Annotated in this window: 24 protein-coding genes; 14 read left to right on the top strand and 10 right to left on the bottom strand. The window is 40.8% G+C overall.

Translation table 11 applies throughout. The features are described 5' to 3' along the window. Positions 1–11: 11 nt before the first annotated feature. Both thiC and cofE read left to right on the top strand, forming a co-directional pair. Complete coding sequence (thiC, locus tag EFE42_RS05840) at positions 12–1256, top strand: phosphomethylpyrimidine synthase ThiC (RefSeq protein WP_123136353.1); 1245 nt, start codon at positions 12–14, stop codon at positions 1254–1256. Beyond that, on the top strand, positions 1240–2037 hold the full coding sequence (gene cofE / locus EFE42_RS05835; protein WP_123136352.1) for a coenzyme F420-0:L-glutamate ligase: 798 nt from the start codon (positions 1240–1242) through the stop codon (positions 2035–2037). The genes thiC and cofE overlap by 17 nt, the downstream gene beginning before the upstream one ends. A 150-nt stretch (positions 2038–2187) precedes the next feature. Here cofE and EFE42_RS10990 read toward each other — a convergent pair whose 3' ends face one another. Beyond that, a complete protein-coding gene (locus EFE42_RS10990) occupies positions 2188–2817 on the bottom strand; it encodes an acyltransferase family protein (RefSeq protein ID WP_370448669.1) in 630 nt (209 codons plus the stop codon). After that, entirely contained in the window at positions 2810–3292 is a 483-nt protein-coding gene (locus EFE42_RS05825; RefSeq protein ID WP_123136350.1) for an acyltransferase, read from the bottom strand. Before EFE42_RS05825 ends, EFE42_RS10990 begins: the two co-directional genes overlap by 8 nt. 205 nt (positions 3293–3497) lie before the next feature. Between EFE42_RS05825 and EFE42_RS05820 the strand changes: the two genes are divergently transcribed. The 5 genes from EFE42_RS05820 (at position 3498) to EFE42_RS10400 (ending at position 7432) form a co-directional block, all read left to right on the top strand. Then, positions 3498–3767: a co-chaperone YbbN gene (locus tag EFE42_RS05820; RefSeq protein WP_123136349.1), complete on the top strand. Its 270-nt coding sequence runs from the start codon at positions 3498–3500 to the stop codon at positions 3765–3767. Between the two features lie 103 nt (positions 3768–3870). Further along, positions 3871–4854 carry an MBL fold metallo-hydrolase gene (locus tag EFE42_RS05815; protein ID WP_123136402.1) on the top strand — a complete coding sequence of 328 codons (984 nt, stop codon included), beginning with the start codon at positions 3871–3873 and terminating at the stop codon, positions 4852–4854. 84 nt (positions 4855–4938) lie between these two features. Continuing rightward, complete coding sequence (locus EFE42_RS05810) at positions 4939–5325, top strand: hypothetical protein (protein WP_123136348.1); 387 nt, start codon at positions 4939–4941, stop codon at positions 5323–5325. Positions 5326–5355: 30 nt separating this feature from the next. Beyond that, complete coding sequence (locus tag EFE42_RS05805) at positions 5356–7122, top strand: ribosome biogenesis/translation initiation ATPase RLI (RefSeq protein WP_123136347.1); 1767 nt, start codon at positions 5356–5358, stop codon at positions 7120–7122. Positions 7123–7246: 124 nt separating this feature from the next. Next, positions 7247–7432 carry a hypothetical protein gene (locus EFE42_RS10400; RefSeq protein WP_148039258.1) on the top strand — a complete coding sequence of 62 codons (186 nt, stop codon included), beginning with the start codon at positions 7247–7249 and terminating at the stop codon, positions 7430–7432. A 17-nt stretch (positions 7433–7449) separates the two neighbouring features. On the opposite strand, the gene EFE42_RS05795 is transcribed toward EFE42_RS10400, so the two are convergent. Then, on the bottom strand, positions 7450–9171 hold the full coding sequence (locus EFE42_RS05795) for a hypothetical protein (protein ID WP_123136345.1): 1722 nt from the start codon (positions 9169–9171) through the stop codon (positions 7450–7452). A 226-nt stretch (positions 9172–9397) separates the two neighbouring features. Between EFE42_RS05795 and cbiM the strand changes: the two genes are divergently transcribed. Beyond that, a complete protein-coding gene (gene cbiM / locus EFE42_RS05790; protein ID WP_123136344.1) occupies positions 9398–10048 on the top strand; it encodes a cobalt transporter CbiM in 651 nt (216 codons plus the stop codon). Beyond that, positions 10045–10338: a PDGLE domain-containing protein gene (locus tag EFE42_RS05785; protein WP_233564737.1), complete on the top strand. Its 294-nt coding sequence runs from the start codon at positions 10045–10047 to the stop codon at positions 10336–10338. Before cbiM ends, EFE42_RS05785 begins: the two co-directional genes overlap by 4 nt. 34 nt (positions 10339–10372) lie before the next feature. Here the strand turns inward: EFE42_RS05785 and cbiQ are convergent, their stop codons facing one another. Continuing rightward, entirely contained in the window at positions 10373–11179 is an 807-nt protein-coding gene (gene cbiQ / locus EFE42_RS05780; RefSeq protein ID WP_123136343.1) for a cobalt ECF transporter T component CbiQ, read from the bottom strand. 12 nt (positions 11180–11191) lie between these two features. After that, a complete protein-coding gene (locus EFE42_RS05775; protein WP_123136342.1) occupies positions 11192–12034 on the bottom strand; it encodes an energy-coupling factor ABC transporter ATP-binding protein in 843 nt (280 codons plus the stop codon). A gap of 159 nt (positions 12035–12193) precedes the next feature. On the opposite strand from EFE42_RS05775, the gene hisF reads away from it, so the two are divergent. Together hisF and EFE42_RS05765 are read left to right on the top strand one after the other, a co-directional pair. After that, the gene (gene hisF, locus EFE42_RS05770; protein WP_123136341.1) at positions 12194–13015 is read left to right on the top strand and encodes an imidazole glycerol phosphate synthase subunit HisF; all 822 of its coding nucleotides are present in this window, start codon (positions 12194–12196) and stop codon (positions 13013–13015) included. Between the two features lie 10 nt (positions 13016–13025). After that, the gene (locus EFE42_RS05765) at positions 13026–13313 is read left to right on the top strand and encodes a MazG nucleotide pyrophosphohydrolase domain-containing protein (protein ID WP_123136340.1); all 288 of its coding nucleotides are present in this window, start codon (positions 13026–13028) and stop codon (positions 13311–13313) included. A 122-nt stretch (positions 13314–13435) separates the two neighbouring features. Here the strand turns inward: EFE42_RS05765 and EFE42_RS05760 are convergent, their stop codons facing one another. The 3 genes from EFE42_RS05760 to EFE42_RS05745 form a co-directional block, all read right to left on the bottom strand. After that, positions 13436–13852 (bottom strand): hypothetical protein, encoded by a 417-nt coding sequence (locus EFE42_RS05760; protein ID WP_123136339.1) that lies wholly within the window; start codon positions 13850–13852, stop codon positions 13436–13438. 86 nt (positions 13853–13938) lie between these two features. Further along, complete coding sequence (locus EFE42_RS05755; RefSeq protein ID WP_123136338.1) at positions 13939–15207, bottom strand: M12 family metallo-peptidase; 1269 nt, start codon at positions 15205–15207, stop codon at positions 13939–13941. A 635-nt stretch (positions 15208–15842) separates the two neighbouring features. Beyond that, positions 15843–16496 (bottom strand): hypothetical protein, encoded by a 654-nt coding sequence (locus EFE42_RS05745; protein WP_148039257.1) that lies wholly within the window; start codon positions 16494–16496, stop codon positions 15843–15845. A 318-nt stretch (positions 16497–16814) separates the two neighbouring features. On the opposite strand from EFE42_RS05745, the gene EFE42_RS10985 reads away from it, so the two are divergent. Next, positions 16815–17003, top strand: coding sequence for a U32 family peptidase (locus EFE42_RS10985; protein WP_199724092.1), 189 nt, complete (start codon positions 16815–16817; stop codon positions 17001–17003). A 108-nt stretch (positions 17004–17111) separates the two neighbouring features. On the opposite strand, the gene EFE42_RS05735 is transcribed toward EFE42_RS10985, so the two are convergent. Both EFE42_RS05735 and EFE42_RS05730 read right to left on the bottom strand, forming a co-directional pair. Beyond that, positions 17112–17525, bottom strand: a complete 414-nt coding sequence (locus EFE42_RS05735; RefSeq protein ID WP_123136335.1) for a hypothetical protein — start codon at positions 17523–17525, stop codon at positions 17112–17114. A 64-nt stretch (positions 17526–17589) separates the two neighbouring features. Next, positions 17590–18648 (bottom strand): hypothetical protein, encoded by a 1059-nt coding sequence (locus EFE42_RS05730; protein ID WP_123136334.1) that lies wholly within the window; start codon positions 18646–18648, stop codon positions 17590–17592. A gap of 724 nt (positions 18649–19372) precedes the next feature. On the opposite strand from EFE42_RS05730, the gene EFE42_RS05725 reads away from it, so the two are divergent. Together EFE42_RS05725 and EFE42_RS05720 are read left to right on the top strand one after the other, a co-directional pair. Next, a complete protein-coding gene (locus EFE42_RS05725; protein WP_158599196.1) occupies positions 19373–20308 on the top strand; it encodes a hypothetical protein in 936 nt (311 codons plus the stop codon). Beyond that, on the top strand, positions 20301–20543 hold the full coding sequence (locus tag EFE42_RS05720) for a hypothetical protein (RefSeq protein ID WP_123136332.1): 243 nt from the start codon (positions 20301–20303) through the stop codon (positions 20541–20543). Before EFE42_RS05725 ends, EFE42_RS05720 begins: the two co-directional genes overlap by 8 nt. Positions 20544–20575 lie beyond the last annotated feature (32 nt).

Here is a 20575-nt window from a genome sequence, read left to right as displayed (position 1 = left end):
AAGGGATTATTATGCTTACACAGATTGATCATGCCAAAAACGGTGAATTGACCGCTGAGATGCAGCAGGTCGCAGTACAGGAAAATATGGACCCTGACACGGTACTATCCCGCGTCAAGGAGGGCAGCCTTGTAATCATGACAAGACAGGGCAATCCTCCGGTTGCAATTGGGAAAGGGGCTACCACCAAAATCAATGTAAATCTCGGCAGTTCCGCTGCGAGCATTGATCCCTCCTCAGAGATTGAAAAAGCCCTGATTGCAGAAAAATACGGTGCCGATACCATAACCGATCTTTCAATGGGAGGAGACATCCCGCAGATTCGTAAAAAAATTATTGAAAATACCACCCTACCCCTTACCACGGTTCCTGTCTATCAGGCAGTTGTGGAATGCGGACTGAAAAATGTTACTTCCGATGACATACTGTCCTATCTCAGATCCCAGGTAGCTGAAGGTATCAGCTCCGTTGTATTGCACTGTGTTGAAAAACAAATGCTTGAAGAAGTGAAAGGTTCTGGCAGGCTGATGGGTATGGTATCCAAAGGTGGCTCATTTACCAGTGTCTTCATGCTTGGCAGTGGCTGTGAAAACCCATTTCTTGAAAACTTCGATGAGGTCATGGAAATTCTCCGGGATAATGATGTAGTGCTGTCATTGGGTAACACTATGAGAAGTGGTTGTATCCATGACAGGCCGGATCCGGCCCAGCTTATGGAGATGGAAAACAATGCAGCCCTTGCAAAACGTGCCAATGAATACGGCGTACAGGTAATCATAGAAGGGATGGGTGGACATGTGGCAGCCGCTTCCATTCCTGAATATGTTGGGACCTATCGTTCCAAATCCTGCCATCCCCTTTTTGTGGCAGGTCCTCTGCCTACGGATATTGCCCTGGGGTATGATCATGTCGCAGGTGCTGTAGGGGCAAGTATGGCAAGCGGTGCAGGTGCTGACTACCTCTGTTACATAACTCCTTCCGAGCATCTTTCCCTGCCAACCCCGGACCAGGTAAGAGAGGGACTGGTTGCTTTCAAGATAGCTGCCCATATAGGTGACTCGATGAAATATGGTATGGCAGAAAAAGATCGTCTGCTTGCAAAAAGACGTGCCAGTTTTGATTGGGAAGGGCAGATGGAACTTGCTTTTGACCCGGATCGTCCAAGGGATTTTTGCCCGATGGAGGGCCCGTGTTCCATGTGCGGGGAATACTGTGCCATCCAGATAATGGGGGAATATCTTGCAGAAGGCGAATAAATCTTCTTCAATGCAGCTCATAGGTGTAAAAACCCCCATTATTAATTCCGGGGACAATGTTGTAGAAGTACTTTCAAAAGCTTTTGCAGAACAATCCGTTACTCTGGAAAATGGTGACGTGGTAGTGCTGGCCGAATCTGCAGTAGCTACAGCTGAAGGAAGGATAGTGAACCTTTCAGACATAAGTCCCACACAACAAGCACTAAAACTGGCCCACCGCTACAGTCTTGATCCGCGGGAAATGGAATTGGTGTTGCAGGAATGTGATGAGGTATTCGGAGGGGTGCCCGGTGCAGCATTGACTATTACTAAAGGAAATCTTTCTCCCAACGCAGGAATTGATGGTTCCAATGCCCCCGCTGGCCACGTTGTCCTGCTTCCCGAGGATGCTGATAAAAGTGCTTCAGTCATCAGGAAAGGACTTCGGAAAATGTTTGGATGTGATATCGGTGTAATTGTGGGTGACAGTCGAACCCAGCCCCTGCGACTGGGTTGTGTGGGTGTGGCGCTTGGGACCTCCGGCCTGATTCCGGTTGAGGATGCCAGGGGGGAAAGTGATCTGTTTGGAAATATCCTTCATATCACTCATAAGGCTGTGGCGGATAATATTATGTCTGCCTGCCAGCTTGTAATGGGTGAGGGTGGAGAAAGTGTTCCCTGTGTAATTGTGAGGAATGCACCTGTCAGGCTGGTGGATGAAGATGTGCCCATGCCCCTGTTTTCCAGAGAAGAATGTATGTATTACAGCAACATTCGTTTGAACGGTACATCGAAACCCTGATCTCACTTTGTCCAAAAAATGCCTTATTTGTCGACAAAGTGGATTCCATCGAAAATATCTAAGATACTTATATATACAGATAGAAATCCAATCCTTTTGTCTAGTAATTATGTAAGATAAATGAACAAAAAATAATAATTAATTGGCCTTTTACCTGATATTCCCAATTAGATATTTATTGTAGGGTATATATGTGACGATTTTTATAATTACTATACTTATAGATGATGTTAGTATAAATAATGCAGGGAAGTAAAATACGTTATTCATATCAAACTCTACGACACTTAGCCCGAGGTTTAGAATGTAAAGAATTGCTGCATGTACTAAATAGATCGCAAATGAATATGAACCAATTTTTCCAATCAATGTTGATTGTAAATCATTTTTTAGATTCACAGATATATAAAGGAAAATTAGTGTAATAGTGGCAAAATATAATGGGCTTATAAATGTCCAAAAATGTTCCAATAATACATTTTCTTTGACTAACTCATATGAAAAATAATTTATTGCAAACTCGTTGATGTAAAAAATTGTTCCTATAAATAGCAATACTAAACTGCAAGCAAATCCTTGGCGAGTATAACATCTAGAGTTCAAGAGTTTATAATTATCTCTAATGTACATCCCTAATACAAAATAAAACATATATCCGCTAAAAAGTGTTATTTGGCCAAGCACTTCGTGACCATCCATAAATATGGAATATAATATGCTCATGATGTATGTTAATATCAATGTGAGGGGTATATAATATTTTTTTGTGCAATTATATATATATATATATATATATATATTGTATAAAAGGATATACCAGATATATTTGTATGATCAAAACAAAAAACCAGAGATGATAAAATGCTCCACCAGTTAAATATCTATACAATACGCTGATTAAATCCATATTGATAGGCTTATTCAAGAATTTAGCTCCGAAAAAAAGGGCAATCATATAGAAAGAAGATACGAAAAAGTATTGGGGTACAATTGAATTCAATCTTTTCCTGTAAAATGCTTTCCATTCAGTTTTTTGAGGATATTTGTTGTATAATACAAATCCTGATACAAACACAAACGCTGGGACTGCAAAATGTGTAAATGCATCGATTGTCATATAGCTTAAAGCCAGCGAATCAATATCTTCCATTTTAGTAAACGAAGCAGAGACATGTATGGCAATAACAGCTAATATTGCAAACCCCCTTAAATAATTTATTTCTGGAAAATAAGATTTATAGTTTGAATGGAGCATAACATCGCTAAATTACAATGCTTTATTTAAATTTTTACATATGGATTTGTTTTTGACTTGATTTTTTATATGTGCGGTAAACCAGCAAGTTTATATAAGATAACACCATGATTGTGTATGGTTAGTGCAATACCGCGCAACACACGGTAAAGCATTTCAAAGATACTGTTGTAGATATATTTTGTAATATTCAAGGTGATATCGGATGAGTAATGTTGTATTATATGATTTCAGCGCCACCTGGTGTGGCCCATGCAAGATGCAGAAACCAATTCTTGAGAACCTGGAGCAGGAACTCGGCGACAAGGTCGATATTAAGGAAGTTGATGTGGACCAGAGTCCCGACCTTGCCGGAAAATATGGTATTCATGCGGTACCTACCCTGATCATCGAAAAAGACGGTTCGGAAATTAAAAGGTATACCGGTGTAACCAGTGCCGATATACTGAGTGGCGAACTCAAGAAATTATTCTGATACACCCCTCTTTCCTTTTTCTTCCTTTTTCGGAAAGGGTATATAACTTGTAATCCTCTTCTCACCTGAGGTATAACAAGTGCAGCGTCTGGTCAGGATGGGTATGATGCCGTACAGGCAAAAAAACGCCCGCGGAGGTCTCAAGCCCCACCTGGCTGTAAAATTCAGAAGTGAAGAAGGAAGTTTGCGCTCTTTTTTTATTGATTCTACAAGGGTTGCGGCAAAATATCCGCAGCCGGATGCTTATTTGATAACCCATGCCCATTCTGACCATCATGGCAGTTCAGCAATGCTGTCTGAGTGCTCAATATGCACGGAAAAGACAATGAATGCCCTGGAGGTACGGCATAGTCGTGATTTTAAAGGCAACTTGGCAGAGGAAAATGGGCTTATTGACCATAGGGGCGTAAAAATACGAACCTATCCAACCCATCACACCGATGGTTCTGTGGCCTTTGGATGGGAGAATGAAAATGGGATGCGTATTCTTGCAACAGGTGATGTGAAAGATGCCTCAAATCTTCCCTCTTGCGATGTACTCATAACCGAGGCAAATTATGGAGACCCTGCTGACCTTTCCTGTTATTTTGAGGATGATATGGAAGGGTTTTATGCGGCTCTTGAATCCCCTCAAGATGTAGCATTTGGTGCGTATCCCTTCGGGAAGGCGCAAAGGGTTGTAAGACTTATCAGGCAATCCGGTTATGAGGGACCAATAGGGATGGATGATAGGTCGCAGGAACTTACACAAAACCTGCTTGAGGATGCAGGTGAACTTGTTTCGATGGATGAAAGAGCCGAAGTCAATGTTGTTTCTCCAGGCAAACTCGAAGACCTCCCCCTTTATATGTCCAAATACATGATTACAGGACGCAGGGATCACCGGTTTCCTTCCATTAATATCAGCGATCATCTGGATGCTTCGGGCCTGGAAAGAATGGTTCTGGATATCGATCCTGAATTTGTGGTTGTCTATCATCCGGGGGGACATCGTCCCTCAAGATTTGCTTGTCATCTGAATTCATTGGGTTATGATGCCGTTTGCCTTGCGGATATCAATAATGTTGTCAGCAATGAATTTATGTAATAGGTGATCACCTATGAATAAACGTTTATATTGGTTATTGTGTTGTATGTTCATTTATAATATTCATTCAGGAGAAGATGCCCCTTGAAAAATAAATCGAATAAATCAAAAAAGGAAAATAAGCCTGCTGAAGGGGAAAAGGCTTCTGCTGCAGAAGTGACCAAAGCTACGAAGGTCATGACCCCCGAGGAGAAGAGAGCAGCTCATGTTGAGGGTATCGTGAAGACTGCAGTTGCTGCTTTTATAGGAATTTTCGCAGGTATCATAGCATTCAATGTGCTGGGAATAGGAGCGGAAACAAAATGGTATGCCATCCTTGTAATTGTTGCAATACTTGCCTTTTATGCCCAGCGCTTGATTTTCCCAAAGATCAATATCGATACCAAGGAATTTGGTATGAAAGATTGGTTTTATGTAGAGTTTATAGTTATTGATTTTTGCCTTGTCACATGGACATTACTTTTGAACTGATACCCACCCTTATCTGGCAGGTATTTTGATATGCGAATTGCAGTACTGAATAAAGATAGATGTCAGCCCAGAAGATGCAGCCACGAGTGTGAGAAATATTGTCCCCGCGTCAGGACAGGCGACGAAACCATCATTTTTGGAGAAGACGGGAAACCCATAATTTCAGAAGAGATGTGTGTGGGCTGTGGTATATGCGTCAATAAATGTCCCTTTGATGCCATTATGATTATTGGCCTGCCCGAGGAACTGGATAAACCAATCCATCGTTACGGTACCAATGGTTTTGCGCTCTACGGTCTGCCTTCAGTTGAAACCGGCAGGGTAACCGGTATTCTGGGGCCCAATGGTATCGGTAAAAGTACCTGTGTGCAGATTCTTTCAGGAAACATGATCCCCAATTTTGGTGGTGAGGAAGGAAGCTGGGATAAGGTGCTTGAATATTATTCAGGAACCTCTATGTATGAATATTTCAGCAAGGTTGCAGCAGGCACTATAAAAGTTTCCCAGAAACCCCAGTATGTCGATATGATCCCCAAAGCTTTCAACGGCAAAACCCGTGAATTGCTTGAAAAAACAGATGAATGCGGTAGGCTGGATGACCTTGTGAATAAGCTCGGTTTATCTCATATAATGGATCGCAATATCGGGGACTTGAGTGGAGGGGAACTCCAGAGAGTAGCGATTGCTGCCTGTGCTGCCAAAGACGCCGATTTCTACTTTTTTGATGAGATCAGCCCCTATCTTGACATTTACCAGCGTATAAAAGTGTCCCAGTTAATTCAGGAAATTTCACAGGACAAGGCCGTACTTGTTGTAGAACACGATCTGGCAATTCTGGACATGCTCTCTGATGTGGTACATGTTGCTTACGGTATGCCTTCCGGCTATGGTGTGATTACTCATCCCAAGGGAGTGCGTATTGCCATCAATCAGTATCTCAAAGGCTATCTTCCCGAGGAGAATGTGCGTGTCAGGCCGGACAGTATAAATTTTGAAGTTCATCCCCCAAGAGCTGAAAAAGAAGTTGGCACACTTGTGGAATATGAGGGCTTTTCCAAGAACTATGATAAGTTCAGCCTCAAAGCAGCTGAAGGTTCCCTTAGAAACGGCGAAGTGCTTGGGATTGTGGGTCCCAATGGAATTGGTAAGTCCACTTTCGTAAAGGTCCTTGCTGGCGAGGAAGAACCGGATGAAAAAGAGATGGACTTTGACATATCTATTTCCTATAAGCCCCAGTATATCGTGGTTGACCAGAATCTACCGGTTAAATATTTCCTCAGGGGAATCTCCTCAAAGGTTGATACCAGTTACTATGAGGCTGAGATTGCCAAACCTCTCCAGCTTGAAAGGCTCTATGACCGCTTCCTGGCCGATCTCAGTGGTGGTGAACTACAGAGGGTTGCAATAGCAGCCTGTTTGACCAGGGATGCAGATATGTATATTCTTGATGAACCCAGTGCTCATCTAGATGTCGAACAGCGCTCCCAAGCCACCAAGACCATCAAGCGTTTTGCTGAGAACAATAAGAAAACCGCCATGGTTGTAGATCATGATATCTACATGATCGATATGCTCAGTGAAAGATTGATCGTTTTTGAAGGTGAGCCGGCTGTATATGGTGAAGCTCATTCCCCGACCGGTATGCAGAAAGGAATGAATAAGTTCCTCTCCAATCTGGACATAACTTTTCGCCGTGATGAAGATACGTCCCGGCCCAGGGTCAATAAAAAGGATTCACACCTAGACAGGTTGCAAAAATCCAAGGGCGAATACTATTATCACAATCTGGATGAATAATTTTCATCCTCTTTTTGCAAGGTACCAGGTGAGAAACTCACTGTAGATAATTATTCCCGTCAGTGTAGTCCATACTATAAACAGGACATGGTAGTTATTTATTGGGACATTTCCACCATCAAGCATGAAATGCTGTATGGACAGGAAGGCCCCTGTGGGTTCAGGTGCAACAATTGTTGCAAGCATAACGGGTATTGTGAGCAGCAGTATTGCAAAAAAGGACGAATACCTGAAAAATATGAACAATACAGCAACGGATAATATCAGAAAGAAGGCAATTGATATTGAGAAGGCTATTATGTCCATTTAAATCCTCTTTAATTTCAATCAACGTTTTTTATTTATATATAAGTATGCGATCAGGGGCCCGGTTACAATTACCATGAGCAGTACAGCATAGATGCCAATGAGCATTGTTGCTCCCATGTTTTCTCCTGCTGGCTGGTTTGAATCTTTCGTATGGCCGTCTGCATTGCCATCCTGTATGTTTATTGTGTAAGTATCGGTTTTTACCTGCCCGGCAGTCCCGTCCTCACTTTCATATTCAAGCACAGTCGGAGATAAATGAACTGCAGGGGCATCAGGTGTCTTGATGGTGTATTCAATTGTTTTTTCTTCCAGGGGCTTCAGTTTGCCAATCCAGGACAATTCTCCTCCAATAACATCCACATCATCAGGAACACTTTCCCCTATTTCCACATTCGAGGTTATGGTTCCTGTGTTGGATGCTGTCAGGGATACTCTGACATGTTCCCCGATTTTCGGAGTAGTCTTGTTTAGTTTCCTGTCTATTTCCAGTTTGGTACCTTCGACTACTACCGGGAAGTTTCCGTCAGAGGTCACTTCATATGAATTGCCCTTATATTCAAAACTGGCAGTTGCAGGCTTGATTTCATATCTTCCTGCCTCAGTGGGCATAGCGGTATAATTGATTGTTTCATTGCTGTTGGAAGGGATTACTATATCCCATTTTGGACTGGGATTGTCCATTAACAAGAAAGAGGACGGGAGTTCGTCCTGAAGATGTACTATCTTTTTAGAAGAAGCATAATTATGGATTGTGAGGTTTACCGATAAGTTGGAAGTAGCGTCTAGGTTTTTTTCCACAATTTCCTTATTGATGGATATGAAGGGCAGTATGGTTATTGTGGCTTTTGCGGAATCATCATACTCGTTGCCCAGATAATCAAAACCTTTTAGGTTAAGTTCAATTTCGGAATTCATCTTGCGAGGTTGTTCGGGTATTCGGATAATCAGGTCAGTGGTGAAGTTTTTCCCGGGTTTGAGAGTCTGAGACACATTTTTCTGGATTACTATATCTCCAACAGAAGTTTTTGTATCAAGGGAAATTCCACGTAGGGTCAACTCTCCTGTGTTTTGAATAGATGTTGTTGCATGGATCTGATTGTTGCACCTGTATGTATCCCTGATACCTGTAAGGTTTAGTTGAACAGAGGCTTTGCCGGGGGTGTAGAACTCAACCACTGCTGATGTACTATCGACATAGGAGACCCTGAGCATAATTTCCCTGTTGTATTTCAGGACGTCCCCGCGTTTGAATTCCTGCTCTTGATTTTTGTTATTATGCTTTATGTCAAGATATGCAGTTTTTGTGGCTTCATCGATTGCTTGAAGCTTTACATCTGTATTTTCATAGGATACATTGTTTCCTGTATCAAGCCTGTAACTTTCTCTCAGTATCCATACTTTCTCATACTCGTGGAATGCAGCATCAAAAGTAACTTGTCCCTTGTTTATTTCTGTGACATTGACCCTTAGTGTATTTTCATAGACATATTCGTTGTTGGCGCTGTCATCAACATGGAAATGTCCAATATAGTTATCATTGAGATAGAGAAGTAATTCTGCGTTTCCATTTTCAATATTGTAGGGTTTTATGGTATAACTATCAATGAATGCCCTTTCCCCTTCTCCCAGGGAATAGGAACCCTGATTGACCCAGATATCCTCATACTGGTGGTCATATGCAAAAGCAGGATTGCATAGTAGTAACAGGATTAATATTGCGGGAATATACCTTGAAGGCATCTTCTTCACATATATGCTGCATTGTCTATAAAAGTTGTTATATCCCACGGTCTTCATGGTGGTTGTAATTGTTGAGGCATTCGTTCATAGTGTATCCCTGGATGTTTCTACAGGGTCACTTTTGCGATAATTATTTATTTTAAGAACATATTTCATGTAATACTATTGTTCAAAATATTAACACTATATACGTCAAAATGTAGATCCTGTGTTAAACGGAGGAAATATGCACATACCAGATTCATTTATGCCATTAAGTCAGGCTATTGTCTATTGGGCTATCGCTATCCCTTTCATAATAATGTCTTTGCGATGGTCGAGAAAAGAAATGGATGACACGAAAATACCCATTCTTGCAGCTCTTGCTGCGGGAATATTTGCAATCCAGGCTCTGAACATCCCTATTGGAATGGGAACCAGTGGTCACATGGTTGGCGCAACGCTTGTAGCTATCGTACTGGGTAGCCCGTGGGCAGGATTACTCGTACTGACCCTTGTCCTGATTGTCCAGGGATTCGTGTTTGGTGATGGGGGAATTACTGTAATGGGTGCAAACATCATCAACATGGGGTTGATTTCCGGGTTTATCGGTTATTATACATTTGTAGGTCTGAAGAAACGTGTAAGCATGAGCATTGCTGCTTATGTGGGTGCGTGGCTTGGCCTTTTCATAGCCTCACTGGCAGTGGCGTTTGAAATGTGGCTGGCAGGTACGTTCCCTCTTGTACCGGGTTTAATAGCAATGGGGACCTTCCACTTCATAATAGGTATTGTCGCTGAGGGATTGATAACAACCATCGCACTGGCGGCAATTGCAAGATCCAGGCCGGATTTGTTGTCGGATACAGTTAAGGATAGTCGTGGAGTGGAAGCATGAACAATAACATGAAGTTTCTTTTAATCGGGCTTGCAATTGCAATTACCATTTCGGTTGCAGCGCCTTTCCTTGCGTCCCCTGCTCCGGACGGTCTTGAAAGTTCCGCAAAAAATGTAATCGAGGAATCTAAATTTGCAGTGCTTGAAGAATCAGAACCTGCCATCCAGTTCCCAATGCCCGACTATTCAATTGAAGGAATGGGCAAATCCGGGGAAATTGTGGCCATAACAGTGGGTAGCGTTGCAATGCTTCTGATTGCATACGGTATCGGAAAAGCTGCAAAGATATAAAATTCAGCTTTCCAACTACTTTTTTTCTTTTATTTTACACATATAACTGCATTACAATAAGCAAACCGGCAGCAATCGCCACAAACGTATAATCCTGAACACGCAGTTTTTCCTTACGCAGGTACACACTATCTCCCTTGTATCCCCTGCACAGCATGCTGATGTATGTCCTTTCTCCCTGTTCATAAGAACGTATGAAAAGGGAACTTATTGTATATGCAACCTGTCGGAGAATCCATTTTCTAGGTACTTTCCGGTTCCATATGTGAAACAACCTGACTTTCTGTGCGGTACGAATTCTTTTGAGGAAAATCCAGAAAAGAAACAGGTATCTTACCATCATCGTAAGCAGGAGTGTAAATTCGGCGGGAATTCCCAGTCTTCTGGCTGCTGCAACCATCTCATTCATTCGTGTGGTCGATGACAAAAGAATGATTGCGGACACACAGACGAGAAACTTCGCAAACAACAAACCACCAAAAAGAAGTCCTTCATAAGTGACAGCAAGCCCGAATGGCAGATCGACAGGACAATAGGTGGCCTGGTCCAAAAACGAATGTCTTACAAAAGGCTGTAGGACAATAATACTTGTTCCAAATGGCAGGGTGACGAGTAGTCGGAAAAGTACATAAACCGGATTCAATCGAGCCAATACCATCAGGATAATTAGATATAATTCCAGTGTCCCTAACTTGTAAAGGTTGGAGGACTCAAGAGGAGATAACCATACACTGTAAATTATTATAATTATTGATATTGCCAGCTTTGTTCTGCCGTCCAAATTGTGGATTGGTGTTTGTTTATATGTCTGCCTTTCTATATCCGTAAGCGTAATATCCATACAAACAGACCTTTATCTTTTGATAACTTTAAGCAACTCTTCTTTGGCTTCAAAGGCTGTGGACTGGATTTTTATTTCAACCCCTTCTTCCTGCAAAAGGCTAAAAACTTCAGCTATTCGGGGCATGCGCAGTTGTGCCTTTTTAAGCAAAATCCCGTTGTCAAATATTTCCATAGGAGTTCCTTCAGCTTCAATTTTACCATGGTGAAGTACCACGACCCTCTCAGCAAAAGAGGGTACGATATCCACTTCATGAGTGGATATTATCACGGTAATATTGAGATCTCTGTTCATCCTTTCAATAATGTCAAGTACATTATCTGCGCTTACGGGGTCCAGCCCGGCGGTTGGCTCATCAAGTATCACTACTTCAGGCTGGATTGCAAGAATTCCCGCAATAGAAACCAGTTTTTTCTGTCCCCCGCTGAGATGATGGGGGACTCTTTTTTCAAGTCCCGATAAATTCACGATTTCAAGGGCTTTTTTGACTCTTTCTTCAACTTCCTCCAATGGTAATCCCAAATTCATCGGTCCAAAGGCAACATCTTCCTTTACAGTAGGCGAGATTATCTGGTCATCAGGATTCTGGAAAACAATTCCTACAGTATGCCGTACGTCCAATATATTATCTTTTTTGATCGGGAGCCCTTTTACATATACACTTCCTGCAATGGGTTTAAGTATTCCATTAAGATGTTTGAAAAGGGTCGATTTTCCTGCACCGTTTGCTCCGAGTACTGCTATTTTATCTCCCTGGTAAGCTTTGAAATCAATGCCATCGAGAGCTTTTTGATCACTGTGCGAATACCGGAAAGAAAGACTCTTTGTTTCGATCACAGGAGTTGGTTGATTCATGTGTGTAAAATCATACACGCTGAATATATATGTTACTGATTGTGAAACATACAAAAATAGATAACACGCATTGTTTCAGAACGAAATTTGCAGATGATCTGATTTACAGAAACCCTCTCCCGGTAATATTTAATATATTAATACTTCATTGTCATTTACATGCTCACAAAACGAATCATCCCGTGTCTTGATGTAACCCTGGATGAAGCCGGCGGGACCGTGGTCAAAGGTGTGGAATTCCTTGACCTCAGGAAAGCCGGTGATCCGGTGGAACTGGCAAAACGCTACAATGAACAGGGCGCTGATGAACTGGTTTTCCTGGATATTACGGCATCCCATGAAGGCAGGGATACCATGATCGATGTGATCCAGCGCACGGCTAACGAGGTTTTCATTCCCCTGACAGTTGGTGGAGGAATTGGTTCGGTGGAGCGTATCCGGGAAATCCTGCGTGCGGGTGCGGATAAGGTTTCCATTAACACCGCGGCGGTCAAGAACCCGGAACTTGTGAGGGAAGGTGCGCAGATTTTCGGCTCCCAGTGTATCGTTGTTGCTATTGATTGTAAGCGCAATAGCGATATTGAGAATAATCCTGACAAGACCCTGATCGAACTGGGGGATGGCAGTAAAGTCTGGTATGAAGTCGTGGTCTACGGCGGACGCAAACGTACCGGAATCGATGCTGTACAGTGGGCCAAAAAGGTGGAAGAGCTGGGTGCAGGCGAAATCCTGCTGACCAGCATGGACCGTGATGGCACCTATGATGGTTTTGACCTGCCGATAACCCGCAAATTGTCCGAGGAGCTGGAAATCCCGATTATTGCTTCCGGTGGTGTGGGAGGCCCTGAACACATGCAGGAAGGGTTTGTAAAAGGCAAAGCTGATGCAGGGCTGGCTGCCAGTATTTTCCACTTCGGGGAATATACGGTAAACGATGTGAAAAAACACCTGCGTGAGAAAAACGTGCCTGTACGCCCCTGAGGTGGTTCCGATGCAAATCGCAACCTTCCAGCAACTGATGCGTGACCTCTATCTGGAAAACGACAAAAGGCGGGGAAAAACAGCGACCACCCTCTGGCTGGTGGAAGAAGTGGGTGAGTTGGCCGAGGCAATCCGGCGGGATGACCGGGAGAATATCCGGGAGGAACTGGCTGACTGTTTTGCGTGGATAGGGGCACTGGCAAATCTCTACGGGATAGACCTGGAGGAGGTCTTCAGGGAGAAATATCCACAGAGTTGTCCCACATGTGGGAGGAATCCGTGCATCTGCACGGATTGACATATTCATTCATATAAAAACAAATTTGTTTGTTAGTCTCTGTGTTTTTGTGAAGATCTAGCTGTATCAGTTCGAACGGAGGAATGATTTATCCGTCATTCATCCATTCTGGATAGTTTGATTCACTCAATGGCATGATGGAGTATTAATGGTTCTTTAGGATTTTTATTTACTTCAATAATCAATAACTCTAAGTCCAGATCTTCTGGATACTCTCCTGTAATTTGTCTCTTTGTTATGTTGTTGTCTAAAGTAATTTCATATAAGTAAGTGTCTTTTTTCAGACTAATGGGAGTAGGTTTCAATGTTTCATTTGGAGATATATTGTATGTTTTATTAAATCTGGAAATATTTTGTGAGTCGAGTATTTCTACTGTTACTGAATGAGCTGTATTATCTGAGTTGCGTATGAAATATCTCAGGGTACCATTTTCATTTTTTGTAGTATCTGTTTGATCTGATAATGAAAATACAATGAAGAAAGCTATCGATGCTAGTACACAGATGGCTATAAATGTATAAGCGAATTTTTCATTCATATGTTCTTCCTCCTAACCTTTCAAAAAATACTATTTCAAGACAAACTCTTCCGCTTGACTTGAAATAATATATATTTGGCTATTGTTTATTGGAAGCCTGCAATAGTGCCTTTATTTGATACTACATGTAAGATGTTGTTGTGACTAGAATCTCCATGGTCATTAAGGTTGGAGAATTCAATTTGCATGTAGTTTGGGTAAGAGGTTCCTTCAAAAGGACTTCTCATACAAGTGTAGTAACTTGGCCAATTACCCCAAGTATAGGCTTCGTTATGGGTTGCGCCAAAATTATGGCCAAGTTCATGTGCTGTAAGAACTCGCTTACCTGTAGACGAAGCTTGATAACTAGAGAACGTACCTGCTGAAACCATCTGAGCAACTGCATATGCTTGACCTGAACTGCCTGTATATACAGCACCGGTTCCGATCCCTTCATCAGCCATTTCTTTTCCACTAAACAAGAAGGCTAGATCACTGCTTGTGGAATCTCTGTCATCTTCAGCAACATCCTTAAAATTATCGTAAATTTCATTATTAGTTCCTTCAGGGATATTTGTGTAGTATCTATATGTTTTAATATTAAGATCTACATTTGCATCTGAAAAAGCATATGAGTCAACACCAGATAAGATGTTTTGAATTTCGGCTGTTGGGTTGGAATACTCTGAGTTGAAATCGGAATCATAGGATGCCATTATATCTATATTGGTTCCACGCAGCAAAGAAGAGATGTCTAACACAATATTTGCCGATAAATTTGATTCTCTTGGATTATCGACAATACTGTTATCAGTATTGTATTCCTTTATTATTCGATCTTTTTTTTCATCTTTTGACGAAGTGATTACATGTACTACTTTTTCGTTATGTAGCATAGTTGTTTGTTCAATAGAGTAGGTTTCATTCTTAAGATATATGTCTCCAATTAGAACATCATCTGCTACTGTGAATATGACACTACTGTTTTTTTCTCCAACAACAGATCCTTCATATGTAGATATTTTAGGAATATCTAAAACAGAGACATTGTTGCCTTCACCTGTTATGATCTTTGCATTATCGTCTACAATACCGATTTTTTCAAGATTTATATCGAACTTTTGGCCTTGTACATTAAGTGTCACTTGGCCATCAGATACGTCTTCGCGGAATAACTTTGGATTTGTTATCACGGTATCATAATTATCGAACATATTGTCGAATGATAATTCTTTGCTCTGGGTAGCGAGTTCACTTTGGATATCAACCACAGTGAAAATCTCAGACTTCTTATCTATATTTGATGCACTCACGGATGTAGTAACTAAACTAAAAAGCATTATTGCTAAAACCAACATGCTTATTTTTGATTTCATTTCTTTCTTTACCTCATTTCAATTTACTCATGAGGCAAGATCCGCAAACCTTAAACGGTACCAAAGCCAACAACAATCTTGCCTCAGGGCGTTTTGGGGTCCAAGCCGACTCTGCAAATTCAGTTTGGACCCCTTTTCACATTATGATAATGTGACATTGCAAAATTGTTTCTCACTCTATATAACTATTGTGACCATATCATCCAACTGTATGATCCACAATAATAAAAAATGACTTTGTAGAATATATCATTTGTATAGCATAGAGTGTTTGACATACTTGGCAAGTGTTTATATGTTTAAAAGAGGATTTCTACAGAACCGTTTTATTTTTATTTATATTGTTATTAATAATACATTTTCACTTGAATATTGATGACACTATGCCTGTTATAGCCAAATATATCACTACCACCATTAACCAATTAAGCAAAGATAAATATCTTTCTTTAGTACGCTCATATTTTTTGATCATGTATACCAACAATACAAAAATAAAAATCTCGATAACTAATAGAGTCATATCAAATCCAATTATAAATGAAGCCATATTCCCTCCAATATAACATTATATGCATTTCATGGTGGATTATAAAAAATTAAAAAGAAGGAATCGTCTACCTCAGAAATTATTTTCAACTTACGTATTCCCAGTCAGTGGAACTTATTCCATTGAAACTTGGTGGTGTAACACCTGATGGATAAACTCCAGAATACTGACCAATTACACGATAATATGCTGAAGATGAATAATCATAAGTATCCTCGGCTTCGAGTTCGTAAACATTGTTTTCGGACTCAAGTTCAATACCAACGATCTCTTCTTCCCCATCATCACGCCATAAATGTGTGAGAACAGACATACTTGGTATCTTTGTATATGGGGTAGGTAACACCATTCGTTGCCAGGTTTTGTACGTAATTTCTGAACCATCATAGTCCAACTCAGAATTCGCGACCCCAAAGTAAACACTTCGTGTTTGTCCAGTGGTAGCTGTGAATGTTTGTTTAGAATCAGGCCCTTCTGCAGCAGGATTTATCCAAGATACTTCCATGTCATAATATGACTTTGTTGTTGCATCTGGAGATTTATCATAAGCTTCAGGGAACAACTGTTCAATATACTCTCCATATGTAATATCTGTACCCCACAATTTATTTGCAAGTTCAAGTCTTTCTTTCTCTGTTATAGAGGCAGAATCTGAGTTTGCACTTCCCACCCCTGCAAATAGTAGCATCAACATGATAACCAGTGTTACTACCATTGTTCGATTTATTGTTTTGTTCATTTCTTTCTTTACCTCATTTCAATTTACTCCTGAGGCAAGACCCGCAAACCTTTAACTGTATCAAAGCCAACAATGATCATGCCTCAGGGCGTTTTGGGGTCCAAGCCGACTCTGCAAATTCAGTTTGGATCCCTTTTCACATTATGGCAGTGTGACATTGCAAAAATGTTTCTCACTCTATATAACGATTGTGACCATATCATCCAACTGTATGATCCACAATAATAAAAAGTGACTTTGTAGAATCTATCATTTGTATGGCATAGAGTGTTTGATATACCTGGCAAGTGTTTATATGTTTAATATGATTCCTTTTAATTGATTCCAATACCCATTTGCCTTTCCTCCTGCCGTAGCCATCTCCCGCAATTGCCGGTTCATGCCAGTACCCAGATGACAGTACACAACACTGAGTCAGTGAAATTGCTGGAACAATATGGCGTAAAACGTGTGGTTCTCTTGTGGGAGATGAGTTTGGAAGAAATAGCTTCGCTGAAGAGAAAATAAATATTGATCTCGAGGTTTTTGTGCATGGGCCCCTTCACAAAACACTATCCGATACTTGATAGGGGCTTTGTATTTTTAATCTGTGATATCATACTGAAACATATGTAATTATGAAGACTCCATGACTGAGATATTCAACTTCCCGCTTTCATTGACAAGTTCAAAAATCACGACGTTTACGAGATGCGGAGTTGAATTATAGGTTGCAGACATGTTTTCAGCTTCGACATAATACCTGTAGTCTCCGGTGGAGATAAATGGAATTGACCATTTCAGCAAAAGATAGTCTGGTTTTTCACCACTAACAGATTGTCCGGGGTTAAGTTGGTAGTTTGTTATTTCCGAGTATTCTCCGTTATAGCCTGTTACCGTTATAGTTACATTGTGAGGATATTCGTCATGGTTCTCGACCATATAAAATGGCTCTGTTTTTATAAATATCAATGGTGAAATGGTAGCTATCAGGAGCAAAATTAGGCAAATCAAACCAAATGCTGCTATTATTTTTTTTTGGGTTGGCATAATTGATCTTCTAAAATTATCATAAGACCCTGTAGATTATCTACAGAGCCTAATGATGCTTTATTTAATGGTCTATTCCGTACTGAACGTCATCTTCACAATCTGAACACCAAATGTTCGTCCCAGAATATGCCCACATATAGTTCATTGTACATTCGGGGTGTTCATAAACATACCAACCTTGATCTAAAGCTCCAAAGTTGTGTGAAATTTCATGCTGCACGATGCTGTCATGAGGCCAATCCACTCCTGAAGCGGATACTGCACAAACACTGTATGGCCCATCTATGTATGCTCTGCCATTATTATCAAGGTAATCCACCCATCCAAGAACAATATCGTTGGAACTGTCTCTGATATATGCACAATCCTGTCTTAAATCGGAAAGAGCAGCCGATGAACTATCTGTTGGAGAAATATCACTTGCATCCCACCAGTTGTAATGCCACACTCTGTACACATTAATTCCAATGTCTTCAAATCTCTCAGTTGCGTCTATGGTGTCAGAATAGTAAGATTGACTTGGTTCATGATTATTGTCTGCTGCTGGATATATATGCACATATATCTTGTCATCTACTGCTTTGGGATTAAAAGATACACGTAGCATTTTTTCTTCAATGATTGATGATATGGGAGGACCAGTTAGTTCAATAGAATAATTTTTGACAAGCATTTCCACTTCTTCAGTTGGAATTGCTATATCATTCACAATATCTATCTTTGGATTCTCTGGATCAACACCATATTTTTCAATATAGCCTTTTTTCGCTTTTTCAATGATGCCAAGCATTTCAGGTTCCGTTAATATAATATCGTAATCTATGCCTTGCTTCATATTCTCAAGAGGTTTTCCGTCTTCAGTAACGACTACTTTTTTATCACTGCACAGAATCGTTCCTTCCAAAAAATTAGGCAACTCACCTTTTGCAAATTTGAGATCATTTTCCGTGATATCATATTTATTGTATAAAGACTGTAATTCTGCTTCAGTATAAACAATGTCATTTTCCTTCTCAATTGCTTGGCTGTTGTTTGAACTCATTGCTGGAATGGCCATCACACTCACAAGCAATATTGCTGCAAGTAGTGAACCGATCCCGGATTTCATATTTATTTTCATTTCTTTCTTTACCTCACTTCAAATTACTCCTGAGGCAAGATCCGCAAACCTTAAACGGTATCAAAGCCAACAACAATCTTGCCTCAGGGCGTTTTGGGGTCCAAGCCGACTCTGCAAATTCAGTTTGGACCCCTTTTCACATTATGATAATGTGTCATTGCAAAATTCTTTGTTACATTATATATCTATTGTGGCCATATCATCCAACTGTATGATCTGTAATAGTTATAATAACAGATTCACAAAAATTTATTTTGTAGTGCATAAATTATTTTTAATTCTTAGTAATTTGTATGCGAACATCTTTGATTTTAGGTGTTCCGACTAATGCCCGGGTCAATCAACTAATATATATTATTTATGTTATGTTGCTATAAATTTAGGTTCTATGGGCGCGTTCAGCAATTTCACCATGAAATAGAATATGCCCATCTGATAGATGTACTGATCACACCATCAGGTATTGGCAAGTTAATTGACTGTGAACATTTGTCTCGTTCTGGAATAGATATATACCAACAGGACAGATAAAGGTGATCGACCTGTAGATTTTCCTCCTCTTTCTTCTTCTTCTTCTTCTATTTCTTGATCACTCATATTTTGTTTACCTAACGCGTTTCTTTTTTGAGAAGTCTTATATATAAGATATCCCTTCTACACTCAGGGTGTCTTTGTGAATAAAATAAAAAGATCGTTTAACTTGTTGTGTTTGTTCTTGCTAATAGTGTCCCTTGTATCAACAAGTGGCTGTCTTCGTTCTTTTGAAGAGGATAGCCAGTTGCAAATAATCAATATTGACATTATGGCAAAGGATGTCAGGAGTGCTTTTGTCCATCTCAATGCCACGATGTATATTGAAAATTATGGGGAAACTGCCAGCAAGGATAACACTACACTAACCCTGAAAGCTTATAATACCCGTACAGGATTGCTTGAAATAGAAAAAGAATCCATCATCGGAAACATTCCTGCTGAATCCACAAGAGAGGTTACTGTACCATTGAACCTGCCTAAAAAAGATGGTTACCGTGTGGTTGCACTCGTTTTTGAAGACGGCTCCCGGAAAACAGGCAGGCAGATCACCCTCAATAATATCGAGGATTTGCAGGGTGGCCTGGAGACTCCGGGTGTTGAAATAAGCGGAATGGATTTCATGGTACGTGAAGTTGCTGAAAACAAGGTGCTAATCCAGAATGATGTCTATCTCACAAATGAGGGGATTGGTGAAAACAAAAATTATCGGATGCTGGTCAAAGCCAGGGAAATGGATGCCGGCCTGGTAGTCGATAAGGCATGGGTTGATACCGGGATGTTCGAACCGGATGAAACTGTGATCCGATCGGTCAATCTCAGCGTCCCTGACAATTACAACTATGCAGTGGAGGTAATTCTCTGGGAGGACAACACGATTGTCAGGCAGGGAGTGGATTATGTCCAGCTGAATCCTGAGAAGGAGATCGATAAGGACAAACGGTTGCAGACAAAGGATATCGATTCCGGGGATTTTGTTGTGGAGGGATTCAATGAGGCTCCCGTGGAAGAAGAGGCCGCTGATGTACCAATGGAAGAGCCGATGGGTACTCCGGGGCCGGGGGTTTTTGGTGCTTTAATGATGCTTTGTATGGTGTATTTCGTGGCAAGGAGGAATAAGGATGAGTGAGGAAATTACTGATAACAGGAAAGACCTGGTGTACTATTTCAGGCAGGCGAGTTTTGCAATACTGATGTTTTTGATTCTGATATCGGTATTCAGGCTCTATTTTGCCCTGGAAAATATTATCGGTACGTGGTTTGAATACCAGTATGTGCCGATATTCAGGGCCGCTTACAACCTGGTTGTCCTGCTGGTATCCCTGTATATTGTGATACACTATTTTGTCAGGAAGCAGAATTGAACTGTTTTCCTTTTTCTTTTTTTAGCCGGCAG

The organism is Methanohalophilus sp. RSK, assembly GCF_003722075.1.
Taxonomy (GTDB): Archaea; Halobacteriota; Methanosarcinia; order Methanosarcinales; family Methanosarcinaceae; genus Methanohalophilus.
This window is presented reverse-complemented; position numbering and strand designations above follow the sequence as displayed.